This window comes from Paenibacillus suaedae (assembly GCF_032337355.1).
GTDB lineage: Bacteria > Bacillota > Bacilli > Paenibacillales > Paenibacillaceae > Paenibacillus_B > Paenibacillus_B suaedae.
In genome coordinates this window covers 155657-175287 of record NZ_JAVYAA010000003.1, presented here as the reverse complement: position 1 = coordinate 175287, position 19631 = coordinate 155657, and the positions used below count along the sequence as shown (strand labels likewise).

Below are 19631 nucleotides of genomic sequence, written 5' to 3'. Positions count from 1 at the left end.
TTCTTACTAACGTTACTATGTTCTATTATTCACTACTTTCACATTTAAGGCAATAGTGTAGTTCCCATCAAATATCGATCGACTTCTCTTGCAGCCTCTCGTCCTTCATTGATCGCCCATACGACGAGACTCTGTCCACGGCGCATATCTCCTGCGGCAAATACTTTACCTACATTCGTCGCATACTTGCCATAGTCGGCCTTCACATTCGTCCGACGATCGGTTGCCAGTCCGAGTTGCCCTGCAATGGTCTGTTCCGGCCCATCGAAGCCGATCGCAATCAGCACGAGTTGGGCCGGGAATACGCGTTCCGTACCGGGAATCGGCTGATAAATTTTCCGTCCAGTCTCATCGACAATCCGTTCAATCTGCACCGTATGCAGTTCCTTCACCTGTCCATCTTCATCACCGACGAACTTCGTTGTCATGATGGAGAATTCACGAGGATCTCTGCCATATAAGGCTTTGGCTTCCTCATGGGCATAGTCCAGCGTGTAGACGTTCGGGAACTGCGGCCAAGGATTTGTACTTGCATCTCGTTCTAGCGGAGCCTTCGCATGCGTACCAAATTGTGTAACACTGCGACACCCGTGACGGAGCGCAGTTGCAACGCAATCTGTTCCAGTATCTCCGCCTCCGATGACGATCACATCCTTGCCCTCGGCATTAATATACTGACCATCCTCCAGATTGGAGTCAAGATAGCTCTTAATCGTACCATTCAAGTAATCCATCGCATAGTGGATTCCGTGCAAATTGCTTCCTTCTATTTGGAACTCACGCGGCTTCGTTGCGCCTCCGCATAAAACTACCGCATCATGAGAGGCAACTAACTGATCAGCTGGGATGTCCTTGCCGATTTCCGTATTCGTCACAAATTGAATGCCTTCCGCCTCCAATAGCTGAATACGGCGATCTACAACTTGCTTCTCCAGCTTCATCGTTGGAATCCCATACGTGAGGAGGCCACCAAGACGATCTGAACGTTCGAAGACGGTTACGGAATGGCCGGCTTTATTTAATTGCGCGGCACAAGCTAGGCCAGCAGGACCTGATCCTACAACAGCCACATGCTTACCTGTTCGCTGAGCTGGAGGATCGGGCTTCACCCAGCCCTCTTCAAATCCTCGTTCGATGATAGCTTCTTCTATTGTCTTAATCGTAACTGGCTGTCCAATTAGCCCTACCGTACAAGAGCCTTCACATGGTGCAGGACATACACGCCCTGTAAACTCAGGGAAGTTATTGGTCTTATGCAGGCGCTCAAGTGCCTCCTGCCATAACCCTCGATACACGAGCTGATTCCATTCTGGAATCAAATTGTGCACAGGACAGCCTGATGTTCCTCCCGTCATTTCAATACCTGTATGACAATATGGGGTTCCGCAGTCCATACAGCGGGCGCCTTGTGTGCGAAGCTCTTCTTCACTTAAATGCTTATGGAACTCTTCCCAATCCTTCAGCCGTTCCAATGGATCGCGATCAGCCGGAATCTGACGGCGATACTCCATAAATCCAGTAGGTGTTGACATGCGATTTCCTCCATCCGTCCATCCGTATATTTGTATGAGTAAGGTCGATAGGTCATTCTTTTGTTGCGGTTTCATGGATTTTCATGCAGACATTCATTGCACTCTTCGACATGTTTTTCAACCTATCCTACTCAATTTACGCCTATATTCCAATGGAGTCATGAACAAATCATTTGCATTTCTTCACACAATAGCACATCAACACATTTACGATCTCAATTATTTTTTGCGTACAAAAGATTGGAACAGATGATCGTATTCATTCTTCTCATCAACGATTCCTGACTCTTCCCACTCAAGCTCCCATACACGCTCATCGTATTCTGGGAAATGCTCGTCGCCCTCGAATGTCTGCGCGATTCGCGTAACAAGCAGCTTGTCCGCATACGGCATAAACAAATTATAAATTTGGGCTCCGCCAATAATCATCACTTCTTCATCTTGAGCAAGCTCAAGCACGGAAGTGATGTCCGAGATCACCTCAGCGTCATCTGTACGCCACGCTGGGTTGCGCGTCAAGACAAGATTGCGCCGTTTCGGCAGTGCTCCGTTCAGCGAATCATACGTTTTGCGTCCCATCACAACAGTCTTGCCTTTTGTATTCTCTCGGAAAAACTTCATATCATTCGGCAGATGCCACGGCATTCCATTGTCCTTGCCAATAAGCCGTTGTTCGTCCATTGCCCATATCATCGTAATCGACAATTTCAATTCCTCCCTCGATCGTTCTTAGCAGAGTCACAGAAGTCGAATGTAATATTCGTGCGCGTTATTGCACAACAACCATCGATTACACAGCGACAGGCGCTTTGATTGCTGGATGATATTCGTAGCCTTCGAACTCAAAGTCTTCAAAGCGGTAATCAAAGATTGATTCTGGCTTGCGCTTAATAACCAGCTTCGGAAGCGGCAATGGCTCGCGCTGCAACTGCGTATTCACCTGTTCCAGATGATTCGAGTATATATGAACGTCTCCACCGCTCCAGACGAACTCGCCTACTTCCAAATCACATTGCTGCGCCACCATATGCGTTAACAGCGCATAGCTTGCAATGTTGAAAGGCAAACCAAGGAACGTATCCACAGAGCGCATGTTCAACAAGCAGCTCAACTTGCCATCTGCCACATAGAATTGGAAGGAATAATGGCATGGAGGCAGCTTCATCTGATCGACCTCGCCTACGTTCCATGCGGATACGAGCAACCGGCGGGAATCCGGATTCGTCTTAATTTGTTCAATCACATTCGCAATCTGGTCAATCGTACGACCGTCTTTCGTTTCCCAGTTCCGCCATTGCGAACCGTATACAGGGCCAAGATTGCCGTTCTCGTCCGCCCACTCATCCCAAATCGTTACCTTGTTCTCCTTCAAGTAGCCGATATTCGTATCGCCGCTAAGGAACCACAACAACTCATGGATGATCGAACGAAGATGCAGACGCTTCGTCGTCACGAGCGGGAATCCTTCATTTAGGTCAAATCGAAGCTGGCGGCCAAATACGGAAATCGTACCTGTGCCTGTACGATCTTCTTTTTTCACGCCATGATCCAAAATATCCTGCAATAATGCCAAATATGATTTCATTCTCTATTCACTCTCTTTCCTTACCGTTCTGAAGTGTATCTTACCTAGTGTACCATTCCAGAGTAAAAAAATCATCGGTATCCCATTCCATTATGACAAGAGAGGCAAGCCTGACCATCAGCGGCAAGGCTTGCCCTTCAATTGTGCAATATTCCTTGAGCTATGTCTGTTACACACGTAATAATACTGTTCTTCGAGATATTCATTTTTCTTTATATAACAGTTTAGATGTAGCAGATCATTGATGGAAAATTGAGGTATGTTGATATGATGATGTCCCTAGAAACGAATGTAGGCATGTTTTTGTCACAAACTCATGACATAAACATGCCTACAATAATGGATGATAAACTTGATTCATGGACATTCTATTATTCACATCATCTTACACTTTCCACAGACTCATGAAATCCCTTAATAACATGTTCGATATTTTGTAATTTCAGATTCTTAGGATAAGTTATTGACAATAAATAATCATCTTTGCAAGTAGAAAGAGTATAGTATTGGATAAAATTCTTATAATAGCAAATATAATAGTCCCCTACATTTGTAATATCACTTATCTCCAACACTTCAAATGGCACGGTTAATCCCGTTTTTAATACTTTTGAAAGAGACTCTTTTGCAGACCATATTATTGCAAGAACGCCAGATTCATTCATTCTATTTTCCGACTGCGAATTGAAAACCAAACTTTTTTCAGAGTTAGTGATTTGCGATATAAATCCACTTCGAGAGACATTTGAAATACACTCAATGTCTATGCCCATCGGACATGATTCTGGGAAAACTATTGCCCCTCCCATATCACCACTATGAGTTATACTAAGCTGCAAATTATGCGTAAATGGACTTCCAAACACAGGCTGACCAAAAACTCCACTTTTGATATATACATGTTGTAAGCTATTTTCGCTAGTTTGATGTAAAAAAGCTCGCTTAGCTACATATCTTCCGATCAGGTAACTTTTTATTCTATTTTCAAATTTCAACTTATTAAAATACTCTAACTCCTCAACATGGAGAAATGATTTCGCTTCACAATGTCCCACGATATAAGAATAGTTACAAAAACAAACACTACATTTATAGAGTGCACTATCCGAATCTACAACAATTATTTCCCCAATATACGGATTCATTATGTCTACTCCCATGCCTTCCCGCAAAAATTATTACATGAAAACACATGTTTACTAAATTTCATGCACACACAATAATTTTCTATGCGTGTAACTTTTTTCATAAGGATACCCATAGGCATTATTAATATAAAGAATTCCATCTTTCCATATTTTTCTGTTAATATGACTGTGTCCATATATATGTAAATCAGATCCCAATTCACGTATCTGTTTATCAAGCAGCACACTTCCGAGTACTGGATAGAGAAATTGTTTACTCGTGGGAATATTGTAAGGCATTAAGTCTATTCTCGGAAGAAAATGAGAAAATGATATGATAAATCTATCGCCCTTCTGCATAGAGATATGATTTCGGTCTGTGAAATACTTCGTAATTTGGACTACATCATTTCCAAAAGGCCATTTGCATGCGATGAAATCTACCCAATTACTTAGAATTTCTTGATTAGGGCTACCAAATGAATAATCGTACCACCCAAGTAGCGGAACAATCAAAACGTTCTCCATACTATATGGTTCCATAATAACGCCTGTATGTTGTGCTATTATTTCTATAGCTCTAAGCTTTTCTATGGAATTAGAATATTCATTTTTCACTACCCATAAATCATGATTCCCCGGCACATAAAAAACTTTTAAAAACTTTGCAGTTAAGCTTGTAAAAGTCTCCTCTATGTGTATGATCTGATTAGAAATGTCTCCTGCCAGAATCAAAATATCATTTTTATAGTCTTCGCAGGATATTTGCTTAAGCCAATTGTAATTTTCAGGGAAATCTATATGTATGTCAGAAATAGCAAATATTCTCAAGGTATTCTCCTTTATAAAGGTATCATTCCAAACGAACAAAAGTAGATGAGCATAAATAAATCTTACTAAAGACGATGAATGGTAATAGCTATATTGACGGCAGTAAACAGCCGCTCTTGGTGAACGTTCAAATACTTGAAGCGCGAACCGTATACTTCCGTCACTTAATCAGTTCTCCCAAGGAAATATTCCTTTTTCGACGTACCTGCGAATGCCTTCAAGGTTTTGCGGATCAGAAAACACTTCTTTATTCGCTTCAACAGCTAGTTGTTTGGACAGTTCAAGCGTCTCAACAAGCCTGCCCATATACCTTTTATACCTTAAGATCGCTTTTTTAGACAGCGGTCTTAAACGAAGTAGGTGCTTTCGAAGCAATGCTTGACTATCGTTATCACAGGCATCAACCATCCCACATTCAAGTGCCTGTTGCACTGAATACGGTTGGGTCATAAGCGTCAGATAATTAGCTTTACGAATCCCGACTCTTCTAATTAAAAAAGGCAAGACTGCTGCTGGGAAAACTCCGAATAATAATTCAGACAGGCTGAATTGGGCAGTCATATCCGAGAGCACAATATCACTGGCAGCAACAAACCCAACCCCCCCGGCATTTACCTTTCCCCTGACGTGTGAAATCGTTATGTATGGACCAGTGGCAAATCGCAACCAAAGATCATACAAGCGTTCCGGTTTGGGTTCGACCAGCTGACCGCTTGACAATTTTGCGTACATGTCCTGAAAATCTGCCCCAAAGCAAAACACTTCCGGTAGGCCTTCCAACACTACAATGTTTATAGATTCCTCACACTGATCCAGAACAGCATGACACTCTTCTATCAGAAGTTCATTTATTGTGTTTTTCTCATCCGGACGATAGATCTGGATGTAACATATCTTGTTTTGGAAATTGACTTTTATCGTTTGATAGTTCATTATATCCACCTGTACTCACGATGAAATTCCCGGATTTCCTCTAGCACAAGCCTCTGTTTTCCACGGCTTTTATCCAGGGCACCCGGAATCAATCCCAGATCCAGCTTGACATTTCGAGTTCCGAATTTTACCGTTCCACTCTCCAACAATAAATGTTCATATTCTTCCATGGATAGTTGGTAGCGTTCATTCAGTTCTTTTTCTATATTGAAGCGGCGCAAACGTTCCTGTCCCTGTTTCGTAACAACTCCACTATAAAATTCCGAACAGCATCCGGATCCATAAGAAAAACATCCAATCCGCTTAGGAGTATCAAAATTACCTTTATCAATTGTACTTGCCAAAGAAAGAAGTACCGTAGCCCCCATTATATTGCCTACCCGTTGGCAGTAGGTTACTCCTGGCATTACACGCATCTCAAAATCTGCTTCAATCTCATCAGGCTTTGCTCTAGCCATTTTTCTCATCATAGTGCGATGGGCTCCCTTAACCATTCCTCCAAAAGGAGTATGAAAGCTAAGATAGTTAAAAGTATTCCTATAATCCACTCCAGCAACCTTTTTTTGATATTCCAGAAATGTCTGTTCACAACAATCGAGATAGGACATCAAAGACAAATCTGTATTGCCGGCTTCACTATCTGGAATAGGACGGCATGTGTCCATAACCTCAAAGCCATAATAACCGTTTGCACCTACATCAACTTGAAATACATAGGGCTGTTCACTAACTAATACCGCCACAGCCCCAGCACCACCGCTAGGCTCTGCATAGGACCAGTCTTCCGTCAGTGCATCTCCACCTTCAGCAACCAAAAACCGTGAAATGTCGCTTGCAATAACCAATGCTTTTGCTCCAGGAGAAGTCTGGGACAAAATGAAATTTACCGCCATTTGCAGACCTGCAGTTCCAGAATAGCAGGCTTGCTTCAACTCGAATAAACGGCAATTGCGATTTAATCCCAAGTAATGGTGAATATAGGTGCTCATTGATTTTCCAAAATCAATACCGGATTCCGAACAGGTAATCACTAGCTCAATCCGGTTTTTTTCACTTTCAGATAAAGAATCAATGATTGGTTTTGCTGCATTCACAGCGCAAGTAACCGGATCTTCATATGGCAATGCCACCGCTTTTTCCTTCATCAATAAGTTCTTGAATCTTGGAGCATCCAAATCCCGATGATTTGCCAGTTCCATTACATCAAGGTATGCCATTCCACCAAAAGCATTTATAGCTTCTATTCCTACGGAAATCATAAAAAACAATCCTCCCTTATTCTATCTATGTTTCTTCCGTTTTTCTTCCTTTTCCTCATGATTTCATCATCATCTTTCTTTCTACCTTACAAGAAGTGGAGACCGGTAGTCTCCTAATTGGGTCGATCCAATAGGAATAGTTTCTCCCGGCCTCCTTAGGTGCCTATTACTTCATACCTACAGTGGGGTTCATATCTTCAAATATTAAGGACTTTCATTCCTGTCTTGCCAGATACTCGAGCACTTTCTGATTATACTGTTGATGATGGGTGAGCATCGGAAAATGACCAGCGCCCTCCATTTCATAATATTGCGAATCCGGAATGCTCGTGCGGATCAATTGGGATTCCTTCATATCAACGCCCAGATCCTCTTTTCCAGTGATGACTAAAGTGGGAACCGAGATTTCGGGCAGGATACCCACCGTAGACAACCCAGCTTCCGGAAATTGCTCTGCATATTTTATGGCTACCGGGTTGGTAATCTGGCTTTCCATCAATAAATGGTAGTACTGGTGAGCATTAATATTCTCGAAATCTTTTCGAACCCGGTCTTTTAGCTCGTTTTGATCGGTCATGTGCAACTGACACAGACTGCATGTTAGGATTAACGAAGCCACCCGGTCAGGATATTCTCTAGCAAAAGTCTGTGCAACCATGCCGCCCCAAGAAGCCCCAATCACATGTATTGGATATTGAATCGCGAGCTCATCGAGAACTTCTAGATAGGTTCTACAAAAACCAGTGAAGGATAGATCCCCGTTATCTTCGCTAAATCCAACCCCAGGCGCATGGATAACAATCACCTGATGATTTTGAGCTAATCCGGTCAACTGATAAGTCCATTGGGCAGCAGTCATTCCGAATCCTGGAATCAGTAGCACCGGTTTCCCTTCTCCGGCCATTACTACTTCCATACGGGCGGAATTTTTGGTTTTCACCCGCATGTGAGCGATTTGGCCGCGCTCTTTCCCTACCAGTTTCAGATATTCTTTCAGATAATCCACCTTCTCCGGCGCTCCTCCATCACTAGACCGGATTTGTTTCCAGTAATTATTGTGCTCTGTAACTAGTTGTTCACTGACCGCCATGATTTCAATTTGTGGGTCGACTGATTGTGATGTAAGCTCCCTATCAGATCCGCGTGCCTGGAATCCCGTAGAATCCCCAGAAGAAAGATTCACGGGAATTGTGAATATTCCCTCGCTATCTTGCGGCCCGGCGCACATGCTCACGCGGGCCTCGATGACGTTACCATAATGACTTACTAAATATGCGCTTAATTTTTCGATGGTGGGATGCTCAATCAATATGGTCACAGGCAATGTCCCGAAATCCCGTTCAAGCTGTTTGGAAATCTCCATGCCCACGATGGAATCAACGCCATATTTATCGAAATTCTCCCGGGAATTGATATCGTTGTTGCTAATTTTTAATATCTTGGCGAACAGGCTTTGCACGTAATCTCTGGCACTTTCCCGCAAATCTTCGCTTCGGGTTGCAGGTAACGCGGGGGCGATAGCTTGTCCTGGTTGCTCAACATCCACCGGCTTCCGTTCCCCATCCACAGCCTCCGTTGCCGGAGTTCCCAGCGAAATGACGAACCCTTCTCCTTGGCCGTGAAACTCAAAATGATCCGTGATTTCCCTGACCACCAGGCTATGCAGTTTCACACAGACCTGTCCGGAATCATCCAAAATCGCCATATTCAAACAGTTATCCCCTATTAGCTGAAAATAGGCGTAACCTTGAGCCCTTACCGGCTGCAGAACTTCCACCGCCTTGATAGCAAACGGAAGCAGAGGATGATGTCCCGCAACGGGACTACCGCCAAAGAAAGCCGCAATGATTGGCAGGCAGCCTTCCAACATAGCCGGATGCAGCGTATAAGCTTCCATTTCATTTTCAAACGCCTCGGGCAGGCGGATGCTTCCCAATGCTTCGAAATCATTGGCATAAACTTCATGAATAATTTGATAATACGATCCCAGTTCAAGTCCAGTCCGATTCAATTCCTCTACCAACGTTTCTCGATCCATCTTCCGGGTACAACGCCCTTTTACGGCCTCCGGGGATATTCGCTGCCTGATAGCAGAAGTTTTTTCAATTTGTTGTATTTCCCCTTGGGCATGAACCGTGGAATGTCCATTATTATTGCTGATGACCCTGAATAAGAACCGCTGATTATCATGGGTGATCTTGATGCTTACATCTGTCGCCGTACCTTCTACCCAAGGTTTTCGCCAACTCACGTCCGCTAAAATAAAGTTCCTATCTCCCCGGGTGTGATTAAATGCGCTGTATACCATTTCCAAACAACTCATGCCTGGCAACAGTGTCCGGCCCAATATTTGATAATGATTTGTCAGCGGTTCGGAACTTTGAACTGTTTTTTGATAAACCAGTTCGGACCAAAGGCTTAATTCGGGCTGAAGCTTATCAATTAAAGGATGAATCCGCCCTGAAACTAACCCGAATTTTCCATGCGATCGGCGGTCGAGCCAATACCGTTCCCGTTTGAATGGATACAAGGGCAGGGAAATCCGACGCGGATAGGAACCGGAATATAATAATTTCCAGTCCAAATCCACTCCCGTCACCCAAACACTGGCCAGCTTGGCAAGCTTCCGGTTCCGGAACAACTGGTTCACAAACTCCATACCTTCTTCTCCGTCCATTAAAAACCTGGAAATACCTTCACTTTGGGGGATGCTCATAAATAAACCCGGAATATCAGTCTTATCCTCCAGGAAACCCATTAATTTATCCCGCAATTCATCAATATCCGATGCGATAATTGCCAAACGCTCTTCCATCACTTCCCGCCTTTGCAGGGTAAAGGCGATTTCTTCTAGGGATATGGATGCCTCGATCCCCGTTTCCAGCTGCACGCGACCTTCCGGTTCGTGATAGAGGCGGCGGAGTGCAGCCGGATAAGTACCAACCAAATATTGAGCAACCCCATCCAATGACCCGTAGTCGGAGAAGAGGGTGGCGGATAACTCCAAATTCAAAATTTCACTCATCCGTCCGGCCAGATTGGTCAAACCTATCTGATCCAGTCCATACTCGTTGATCTCATCCGTAGCAGATACTTCCGCTTCACTGATTTGTAATAGTTCCGTGGTGATCCGCAGCAGGTCTTGTCGGAGTTTGTCCAGCAGGTCGAACTGGTCAGTGGTTACAAGAGTATTCTTCGCCCCGGTGCGGTCTAAAAATTCTATCATGTTGCGGATATGTGCTTTCAGCCTCTCTTCATTCCGGGCGGAAAAGATAAACAATCGTTCTTTAGTCTCGTGAGCCACCGCATGGATCGGATTCTCATACTCTTCTAGAATAATATGCGCATTAGATCCTCCTGCTCCAAAGGCGCTAATACCCGCCCGCCTTGGATATCGTCTAGTAATCCCGCCGATGTTAATCAACGGTTGATCCCAAGGTGCCAATTCCCGCTGGACATAAAACGGAGAGTCTTGGAAATTGACATTCGGATTTACAACTTCAGAGTGGAGCGACGGCACTAATTGTTTATGCTTCAATTGCAGTAACAATTTGGTGATTCCTGCGATTCCGGCGGCTGATTCCAAGTGGCCGATATTGGACTTCGCCGAGCCGATCGAACAATACTGCTTATCGCTGGTATATTCTCCAAAGGCTTTCTTCAATCCTGTAATCTCGATGGGGTCGCCAAGCGCTGTTCCGGTTCCATGAGCTTCGATATAACTGATAGTCCTTGGATCGATACCGGATTTCTTAAAGACCTCTGCGATTAATTCTCCTTGTGCATTAGGATTAGGGACGGTATAACCGTTGGTCTTCCCGCCGTGATTCACAGCGCTTCCTTTGATGACTGCATAAATCTGGTCACCATCCGCAATAGCTTTAGATAAAGGTTTTAATAGTATTGCGCCGGTTCCTTCGCCAGGTACATATCCGTCACCGCCTTCTCCAAACGCCCTGCACCTTCCATCACTGGAAGTGAAGTTAGCCTGGCTCAATCCGATATACTTATCCGGATGGATAATGGCGTTGACTCCACCGGCGATGGCCAGTTCGCTCTCCCCACGCCGGATGCTCTCACAGGCCAGATGAATCGCCGTCAGGGATGAAGAACACATCGTATCCAAGGAGATACTTGGGCCATGGAAATTGAAGAAATATGATACCCGGTTGGCGATAGATGCATGAATGGAGTTCAGGGCCATTTGATTGCCCTTCAGGGTTTCCTCCACACCAAATAACTGATATTGGGCGTACATTACTCCGGCAAAGACGCCAATCTTCTTGCTCCACAACTGCTCACGCGTATAACCAGAATCCTCCAGAGTATGCCAGACTGTCTCCATAAACAAGCGTTCTTGAGGATCCAGATATGCGGCTTCACGAGGTGAGATATTAAAAAACAGGGGATCAAATTTATCCACATCAGGTATGAACCCGCCCCATTTGCTAATAGGTTCCCCTGCTTGGTAATCTCGCCAGTTCCAACGGTCTGGAGGTATCTCCGTGATGCAATCCCTGCCTGACTTCAGATTCTCCCAATATTCCGACAAATTCTCCGCCATCGGGTAACGGCCGCTTACGCCAATAATGGCGATATCTTCTTCTGCCAGGTTCCCGATTTTTCCTGAATTACTGGCAAATCGTGAACGCTTGATAGTTCTGGTACTCGGCTCTGTTATTTGTTGGACATGGGCTTTACGTTCGAGTTTCACCCCGCCGCCCAATTTCTCTACCAGTACCTGCTGGTGGTTTTTCAAAAAATAGCCGGTAAGTTCACTGATGTTTTGATATTCAAAAAACAAAGTTTTGGACAATCCACCAAAATCCCGTTCTAGTTCCTGGGTTAAACTCATGACCATTACCGAATCGATCCCGTATTTCTCCAAAGGCTCCCGGGAACTAATTTTGTCCACCGACAGCTTAATCTCCCGGCCCAGGATTTCCTTAAGGAAATCTTCGGTTTTGACCCGCAGTCCGGCATCCTCAGGATTCGGAAGTTCGACCATAGCTTGAGAGGAACTTGAAATCTGGGTTTCTGGCTTGCCCCAGGCACGAATCTTCGCAGTATCCCCTTCCAGGATCATGAGTTGCGTAACATCAGCCTTTAATCCCACCTCAAAAGCTTCGAGACCCCTCCCGGTTTCCAGTGGAACCAGCCCCATGGTCTGTTGCATTAACCTAACCAAATCCTCCCCGATCTGCATGCCGCCTTCCCGCCATAATGGCCAGTTCAACGCAAGGCTCTTACCGGAGCGCTGATTTTCAGAACGCCAGCGGGCGTAATGATCCATGAAATGATTTCCATATGCGTAATCACATTGGCCTAAATTTCCAAGTACTGCGGCAGTTGATGAAAATAACACAAAGAAGTCTAACTTCTCTTGAATAGTCGCTTCATCTAAGTTAATGGTTCCAAAAACTTTCGGCCCCAGAACTTCCTCCATTTCTTCCCTTGATTTCTTAAGAATGAAGGAGTCTCTTAGTATTCCCGCACTATGAATAATCCCGTTCAATTGCCCAAAACGAGCTTTAATACTCCGGATCAACTCCGCAACTTCATCAGGCTTGGTAACATCCGTGGCCACATACATAACTTGGGCGCCAAGGGCTTCCAGTTCATAAAGCTTTTGTTCTTTGTCCGGGGACAAGGAGCTCCGTCCGGTCAGCACCAGCTTCGCTTTGACTTTCCCGGCCAAATATGAAGCAAAGATCAATCCCAGACCACCCGCGCCACCGGTGATTAGATATACACCGTGTTCCTTCAGCGGCAGATCCCTGACTATTTCTGTATCCACCGCGACTTCTTTGAATTGGTTCACATAGCGGAGCCCATCTTCATATCTGACTTGGGTTGGATCATCCCCAGCCTGAAATTCTGATAGAATAATCTCCGCCAGCGGTGTGCGCCAATTTTTTAATGGCTTTCTACCAACTTCCAGTTCAATGGGTTTATAGATAAACTTAGGATTCTCCAGCCGCAATGACTTGGCAAATCCGCCAATCGCCGCCTGCAAAGGACGTCCTGCTGTTCCGGCGCTGTACACGTATAGCAATTGAATGCTTTCGGCCTGTTTTTGATCAATAATCGCTTGGGTCAAATACATCAACCCATAAATCCCCCGTTGAAGTTCGTTGCTTGCGGTTAGAGTCTGTCCCAAACTTTCGCCTGTCCAATGGTACACAATCCGGGTCGGTATAATGTTTCTTTGGGTTAAACCCTCCCATAACCGACGGTAGTCATCCCGGTTTTGTGGGTCTATCTCAAAACGGTTCCTCCCGATGGCTCGATACCCATTCCCCGGTTTGACAACTAGAACTTCCAGCGCTTTTTGACGTAAGCTTTCAGCCAATTCTTCGTTATCATCAAAAACGACGATCATTCCAAGGTCGGTGTTTGTAACCAATTCTGCTTCCTGCTCCATCCACTGGGTACTATAGTAAATAGGTAAAGTGGATTCAGTGAGTAACCCAGATTGCTTATCAGCAAAGGCTTTTAAAGAAAAATCATGCATCCGAGCCAAAATCCGACCCTGTTCATCAGCTAGGGTGATATGGAATTTGATTATTTTGGATTTTTCTGCCGCATCCTGCGCCATTTCGACATGAGCATAATATTTGGCTGGTAATGGGAGGATTAATTCCAATTCTCCCAAGGCGAAAGGCAGATATAAGCCTCCGTCCCCCTCGTCTTGCTTCCGGATCAACCCACTTACGGTCTGTAGTGCCCCATCCATCAGGGAAGGGTGCCAGTCAAACTCTGCCAGGCTCCCAGCCAGTTCATCTGGCAATTCAAGATACGATAAGGCTTCCGTTTCCGTTCCCCAAATCTCCCGGATGGTTTGGAAAGAGGGGCCATATTGAAATCCGTGGCTTTTAAACTCCCGGTAGCATTCCCGGCGGCTTTGATGACGGGTACAGCGACGTTTGATGCCTTCGATATCCATATTCACAAGATCTTTATTGCTATCGTCCTGATAGCTGATTCTACCCTGTGCGTGGATGATTTTCTGCTGATCCAATCCATAAGAAACGACTTCGTAATCCGCCAACATGTCATTCGGGTAGAGGTAGATCGCCACCTCACGAGAGCTTGACCCCATCACCACCGGAGCCGCCCAGATAATGTCTTTCAGCTTTCTGACCGGGCTACCGGAATTGGCTAATTTTCCAGCAGCTCTTGCCATTTCCAGATAGATAACACCAGGCAACACTTTGTCTGCGCCAATAATATGTTCCTTTAGGTAAAACTCGTTCCCCGTAAATATTTTAACGAAACTCTGTTCCTTGAAAGTTGAGTTGTTATAATCCAACACTGGATGCAGTCCGGTAAGGCCGCCATTGCGGTTTGACCGGTTCGCGGTTTCTGGAAGCCAGTACCGTTCCCGAGTGAATGGATACGTCGGCAACGAAATTCTAGGAGGTTTTGGACCAGTGTGGAGCCTTTCCCACTCTATGTCGGCACCTGAAACCCAAAGCCGTGCCAACTTCTCCAATTCACCGTTATTCCATAAATCCTCCGTTGAACCAACCGAAGTATGAGTTTTCAACGCTGCGGCGCCGCAATTTCCCCGATGAATATGTTGAATAGTAGCCTTTCCCGCACAAAAGTTCTGTAACTCGCGAGTGAGCTCTTCTAATGTCGTGGCAACCACCGCTAGTCGCTCTTCCATAGCTTCCCGCCCTACTTGCAGGGTATAAGCCATATCCACCGGGGCACCGATTCGATCCGAGCCCTGTAAATACTTGACCATTTCCTCGGCATAGGCGACCAGTCGTTCTTTATTTTTGGCGGAGAATACAAAGATTTGTCGGTGCATCTGCGCGGTGGAGGTTCTAGTGGGCCCCGTAAACTCTTCCAATATGATGTGGGCATTCGAACCCCCTGCCCCGAATGAGCTAATCCCCGCTCGGAGCGGGTATTGCTTTGAGTTTCCGTTTTCAACGATGACCGGGTTCTTCCAAGGGGTTAATTCATGTTGAATATAAAAAGGCGACTGCTGAAAATGGATTTTGGCATTCATCGTACCGGAATGAAGGGACGGAACCAATTGTCGATGCTTCATCTGTAAGATTACTTTGGTCAGTCCGGCAATACCCGCCGCCGATTCCAGATGTCCGATATTGGACTTGGCAGAACCAATGGCACAGTATTGGTTTTGTGTCCTTGAATCCCTATCAATGTCGGAATACTCTTGAAATGCTTTGGTTAAACCGGTAATCTCAATGGGATCTCCCAGGGAGGTTCCTGTTCCGTGAGCTTCGATATAACTAATGGTGCGGGGATCCACCTGAGCTCTGCGTAATGCTTCACTGATTACATTAGCTTGTGAGATAGGACTTGGAACGGTATAACCACTGGATGTTCCGCCATGATTTAAGGCACTTCCTCTAATCACAGCGTAAATCTGATCACCATCCGCCATGGCCTTCCGTAATGGCTTTAATAATACAGCCCCTACTCCTTCACCCGGTACATAGCCGTCGCCGCCTTCCCCGAAACTGCGGCATCTACCGTCACTGGAAGTAAACCGTAACCGGCTTAAATTCAGATATTTGTTAGGATGAATGGATAGATTCACTCCACCAGCTATGGCCACTTCGCTTTCGCCTTTGCGGATACTGTCGCAAGCCAGATGAATCGCGGTGAGTGCGGAAGAACACATGGTATCCAAAGCAATACTCGGCCCACAGAAATCAAAGAAGTATGAGACGCGGTTGGCAATGGAGGCATGAGCCTGCATGGGCGCTATCATCTCCTCCGATCTTTCCATGCCGAGTAACTGATATTCACTCCACATGACGCCTACAAATAAACCCACTTTGCGCTTCCGGAGGCTGGTCTTGGTATATCCTGCATCCTCAAGGGTTTGCCATACTACTTCCAAAAACAGCCGTTCTTGGGGATCCATGTACTCGGCTTCCCGGGGTGAAATATTAAAGAACAAGGGATCGAAGCAATCCACCTGATCGATAAAACCGCCCCACTTGCTGTACGTTTTTCCTTCCTTGCCCGGTTCTGCATCGTAATACCTGCGATAATCCCAGCGTTCTTTAGGAATCTCTGTAATGCAATCCTTTCCCGATTTTAGATTTTCCCAGAAAGTATCGATATCAGGAGCCATTGGATAACGTCCGCTCAAACCGATAATAGCAATGGGTTTCTCGGCATCTTGGGAGGGAATCTCAACAGGCTCCAAGGATTCCAACCCGCACTTCCTCATTACATAATCCCGCTGATCCTGCTCAACCGCTGTTGCGGGCATATTGACGAGATCTTCGTTTTTGGAGTGGCTTTGCAGGAAGACCTGCCTGATTTTTTCCGTGTCCCCCCCTACAACCATTACTTGGGGATCGGGAAGGGAAAATATTTGTTCAAAGGCTCGTATACCCTCGGGGTTACGTAAAGGAATCATTCCCGATTGGGACTGAATCCAGCGGCGGGATGATTCATCAACCCTCATTCCGCCTTGTTCCCACAACGGCCAGTTAATGGCGTACGTTTTTCCAGATCGTTGGCCAGCGGTTCGTAGCGCTTCCCGCCAGTGCGCGTAATGATCCATAAAACTATTGGCATACGCATAATCGGATTGTCCAACATTCCCGAAGAGGGCCGCTGTGGAGGAGAACATCACAAAAAAGTCCAGCGGTTCTACGGCCAATGCCTCATCCAGATGCACCGTTCCGTAAACCTTAGGAGCCAAAACGACTTCCATCTCCGAAAGGGTCTTTTTGAGAATCATCGCGTCCCGGGTTACTCCTGCGCAATGAATTACACCGTGGATCTCATGGAATAGTGCCTTTATTTCCACAATCAGGTCATCCACCGCCGGTCGCTGGGAGATATCCGCCGGAATATAGTGGACTTGCGATCCGCCGTCTCCCAACTCACGTAGCTGCTGTTGTTGTTCCTCATTCAAGACGGAGCGGCCAGTAAGCACCAATCGAACCTGTTCTCTTTGGGTGAGATATTCGGCAAAAATCTGGCCTAATCCCCCCATGCCTCCGGTAATCAGATAGACTCCGCCTTTTTTCACAGGAACTAACACTTCGTGCTCTGATTTCTTTTCCTGAAGACGCTTCACCCACCGTTCCCCGCCACGGTATTGTATTTCTTCCACCCCACTGCTTTCCGTCTGGCACTCCCGCCGGATGGCATCCGCCATCTGCTCTGCTTTCACGGTGCCGTGGGATGAATGGATGAACTCTACCAGTTGTACATTGAAAATCGGGTTTTCGAGAAAGGCTGATTTAGCAAAACCACCAATAGCACCAAATAGGGGCGAAGTTGGCCCCGTGGTGCTTTGGGAAACGACCATGATGGTTATCTTGTCTTTGATTTTCTCTTCCAACATTGCCCGGTGGAGATAAAAGAGGGAGAATAACCCCTGCTCCATCTGGGCGGTAATCATCTCCGAGCACGATTCATAAGGGGCACTAGCCCAAAAGTAAATCATTTTCCGGGGCCATGTCCCCTGTTCTTTCAGGGCTTGAATCAAGTGCAAATAGTCGCCTGGCTGATGAGGGTTGATTTCAAAAGATTCATCCCCGGCGACTTGAAAATGGGTACCCGGTTTGACCAACGTGATGCGGGTAGAACCATCATTCCCGAAGCGTTCTTTCAGCATGCTTTGGAAATGATGACCCGTATCAAAAATCAGCAGATTGTTGCCGGGCGGGTAAAGCCCAGTAACATTGCACGGAGATGCCTCCCACATTGGAGCTGCAAACAGCACCGTAGATTTCTCTTCCAGATTCTGTTTGGGCGATTTACCACTTCTGCTTCCGGGAAAGGCATACCCATATTCCTTCAACAGGTATGCTGTGAGCTCCCGGATATTGGTGTACTCGAATAACAGGGTTGGATATAACTGCTGCCCTAGCCGGGCTTCCAATTCTCGAACCAATTGCAATAAATGATTGGAATCCAGCCCCTGTTCGTAGAAAGGGACATCCACCCGGATGGTCTCCGGTGCTTTGTTAATGAACACAGCCACCATCCGCTGCAAATCCTGTTCGATTTCCTCGAAGGACACAGAATCGGTTGCCGGAGAGAGGGATTCGATCCCTACGTCCCCCGGAACAGTAGTTGCGGATGGCGCCATTGTGATTGGCGGCTTGGAAACTCCCAAGTTTTCTTTGACTAGAAAAGCTGCCAGTTCCCGGATATTGGTATACTCGAATAATAGAGTTGGATATAACTGCCGCCCCAGCCGGGCTTCCAATTCCCGGACTAATTGCAGCAAATGATTGGAATCCAACCCCTGTTCGTAAAAGGGAACTTCCACCCGGATGCTTTCCGGCAGTTTCCCGAGTAAACCAGCGGCCATCCGCTGTAAATCCTGTTCAATCTCCGCTTGCCCGACCCCACCCGGTTCCTTCAGGGAGCCTTCCACTCGCTCTAGCAATCCCTGGGTCTTGTTACTTTCCGTAACGGGTCGATGGTGGGATTTGGTGGTTTCGGTCGTTGTCTGAAGTTTCGTAATTGCTGCTTTGGAGCGGATCTCCTTGTACGTCATTTTTTTTAAAACCGCCACCCGTTGGCCGGATTCATTATAAAGCTCAATATCAGCGTAAATCACATCCCGGCCGGGTACAAAATCCGTCTGCTGTTCCCGGATATACACGTAACATTTCCCCGCCAAATTTCCTCCGGACCAAAATGATTCAATAAACATAGGAATAAACGGCTTGAGTTCAGGACGTTCTTCCCCCGAGGAGGAGGGTTTATCCTTAAAGAATAAGAAACTCGGGACGATGGTGGCAGAGTCCAGAAACGCTGGATGGTAATAAAAATAATTCAGATATGGCTGAGCCGTTTCACTTAAGTGAAGTTCCGCCAGACAATAACCGTCACCGTGGTACACCTTCCCTTGTATTTTCATAAAATCATGATGCACAATATTGACTTTACGCTCATCGGCGTAAGCTTCCTCCATGTTTGATACCCGATGTGCATGGCTTTTCAATAAAGGAATGTCAATCTGCTGGGATAACTGTTCCGAATGAATATGGAGTTCCCCTTGCAGATTAATGTCCCACTCTGGGCCTAAAATCTGTCCGTTTTTCACTTTCCGACTTTTCCCGGTAATTATGCCATGATTCCCGGTGGTTTCATTTTTTTCAATGGCTATTTGAATCTCCTGATCATATTCCTCATCTGTGGCAATGGGTTTTAAGAATACTAAGTTGCGCAATACCACTTGATCGAGTAAAAATCCTTGTGTTTGCAACCCCCTGCAAATGATATCAAGGAAAGTAACACCAGGCATGATCCGGACACCATGCACCTGATGACTTTTAACGATGATGTTATCATGGGTCATCATTGAGCTAAAATTGATAGATATCGGCTTAACCATGGT

7 protein-coding genes and 1 pseudogene are annotated in these 19631 nt (G+C 45.9%); all 8 read right to left on the bottom strand.

The window, feature by feature from the left end; all coding sequences use genetic code 11:
• Nucleotides 1–44: 44 nt before the first annotated feature.
• Nucleotides 45–1532, bottom strand: coding sequence for a glutamate synthase subunit beta (locus tag RQP50_RS14190; RefSeq protein WP_021253880.1), 1488 nt, complete (start codon nucleotides 1530–1532; stop codon nucleotides 45–47).
• Nucleotides 1533–1751: 219 nt separating this feature from the next.
• Nucleotides 1752–2237 (bottom strand): dihydrofolate reductase, encoded by a 486-nt coding sequence (locus RQP50_RS14185; protein WP_072728429.1) that lies wholly within the window; start codon nucleotides 2235–2237, stop codon nucleotides 1752–1754.
• A gap of 85 nt (nucleotides 2238–2322) precedes the next feature.
• Nucleotides 2323–3117 carry a thymidylate synthase gene (gene thyA, locus RQP50_RS14180; RefSeq protein WP_021253882.1) on the bottom strand — a complete coding sequence of 265 codons (795 nt, stop codon included), beginning with the start codon at nucleotides 3115–3117 and terminating at the stop codon, nucleotides 2323–2325.
• Nucleotides 3118–3497: 380 nt separating this feature from the next.
• Nucleotides 3498–4262 (bottom strand): 4'-phosphopantetheinyl transferase family protein, encoded by a 765-nt coding sequence (locus tag RQP50_RS14175; protein ID WP_315745805.1) that lies wholly within the window; start codon nucleotides 4260–4262, stop codon nucleotides 3498–3500.
• A gap of 54 nt (nucleotides 4263–4316) precedes the next feature.
• Complete coding sequence (locus tag RQP50_RS14170; RefSeq protein ID WP_142542838.1) at nucleotides 4317–5075, bottom strand: metallophosphoesterase; 759 nt, start codon at nucleotides 5073–5075, stop codon at nucleotides 4317–4319.
• A 168-nt stretch (nucleotides 5076–5243) separates the two neighbouring features.
• Nucleotides 5244–6008 carry an enoyl-CoA hydratase/isomerase gene (locus RQP50_RS14165; RefSeq protein WP_315745804.1) on the bottom strand — a complete coding sequence of 255 codons (765 nt, stop codon included), beginning with the start codon at nucleotides 6006–6008 and terminating at the stop codon, nucleotides 5244–5246.
• A complete protein-coding gene (locus tag RQP50_RS14160) occupies nucleotides 6008–7267 on the bottom strand; it encodes a hydroxymethylglutaryl-CoA synthase family protein (RefSeq protein WP_315745803.1) in 1260 nt (419 codons plus the stop codon). The genes RQP50_RS14165 and RQP50_RS14160 overlap by 1 nt, the downstream gene beginning before the upstream one ends.
• 262 nt (nucleotides 7268–7529) lie before the next feature.
• Nucleotides 7530–19592, bottom strand: a pseudogene (locus tag RQP50_RS14155) (SDR family NAD(P)-dependent oxidoreductase); the annotation flags it as partial.
• Nucleotides 19593–19631: the final 39 nt, after the last annotated feature.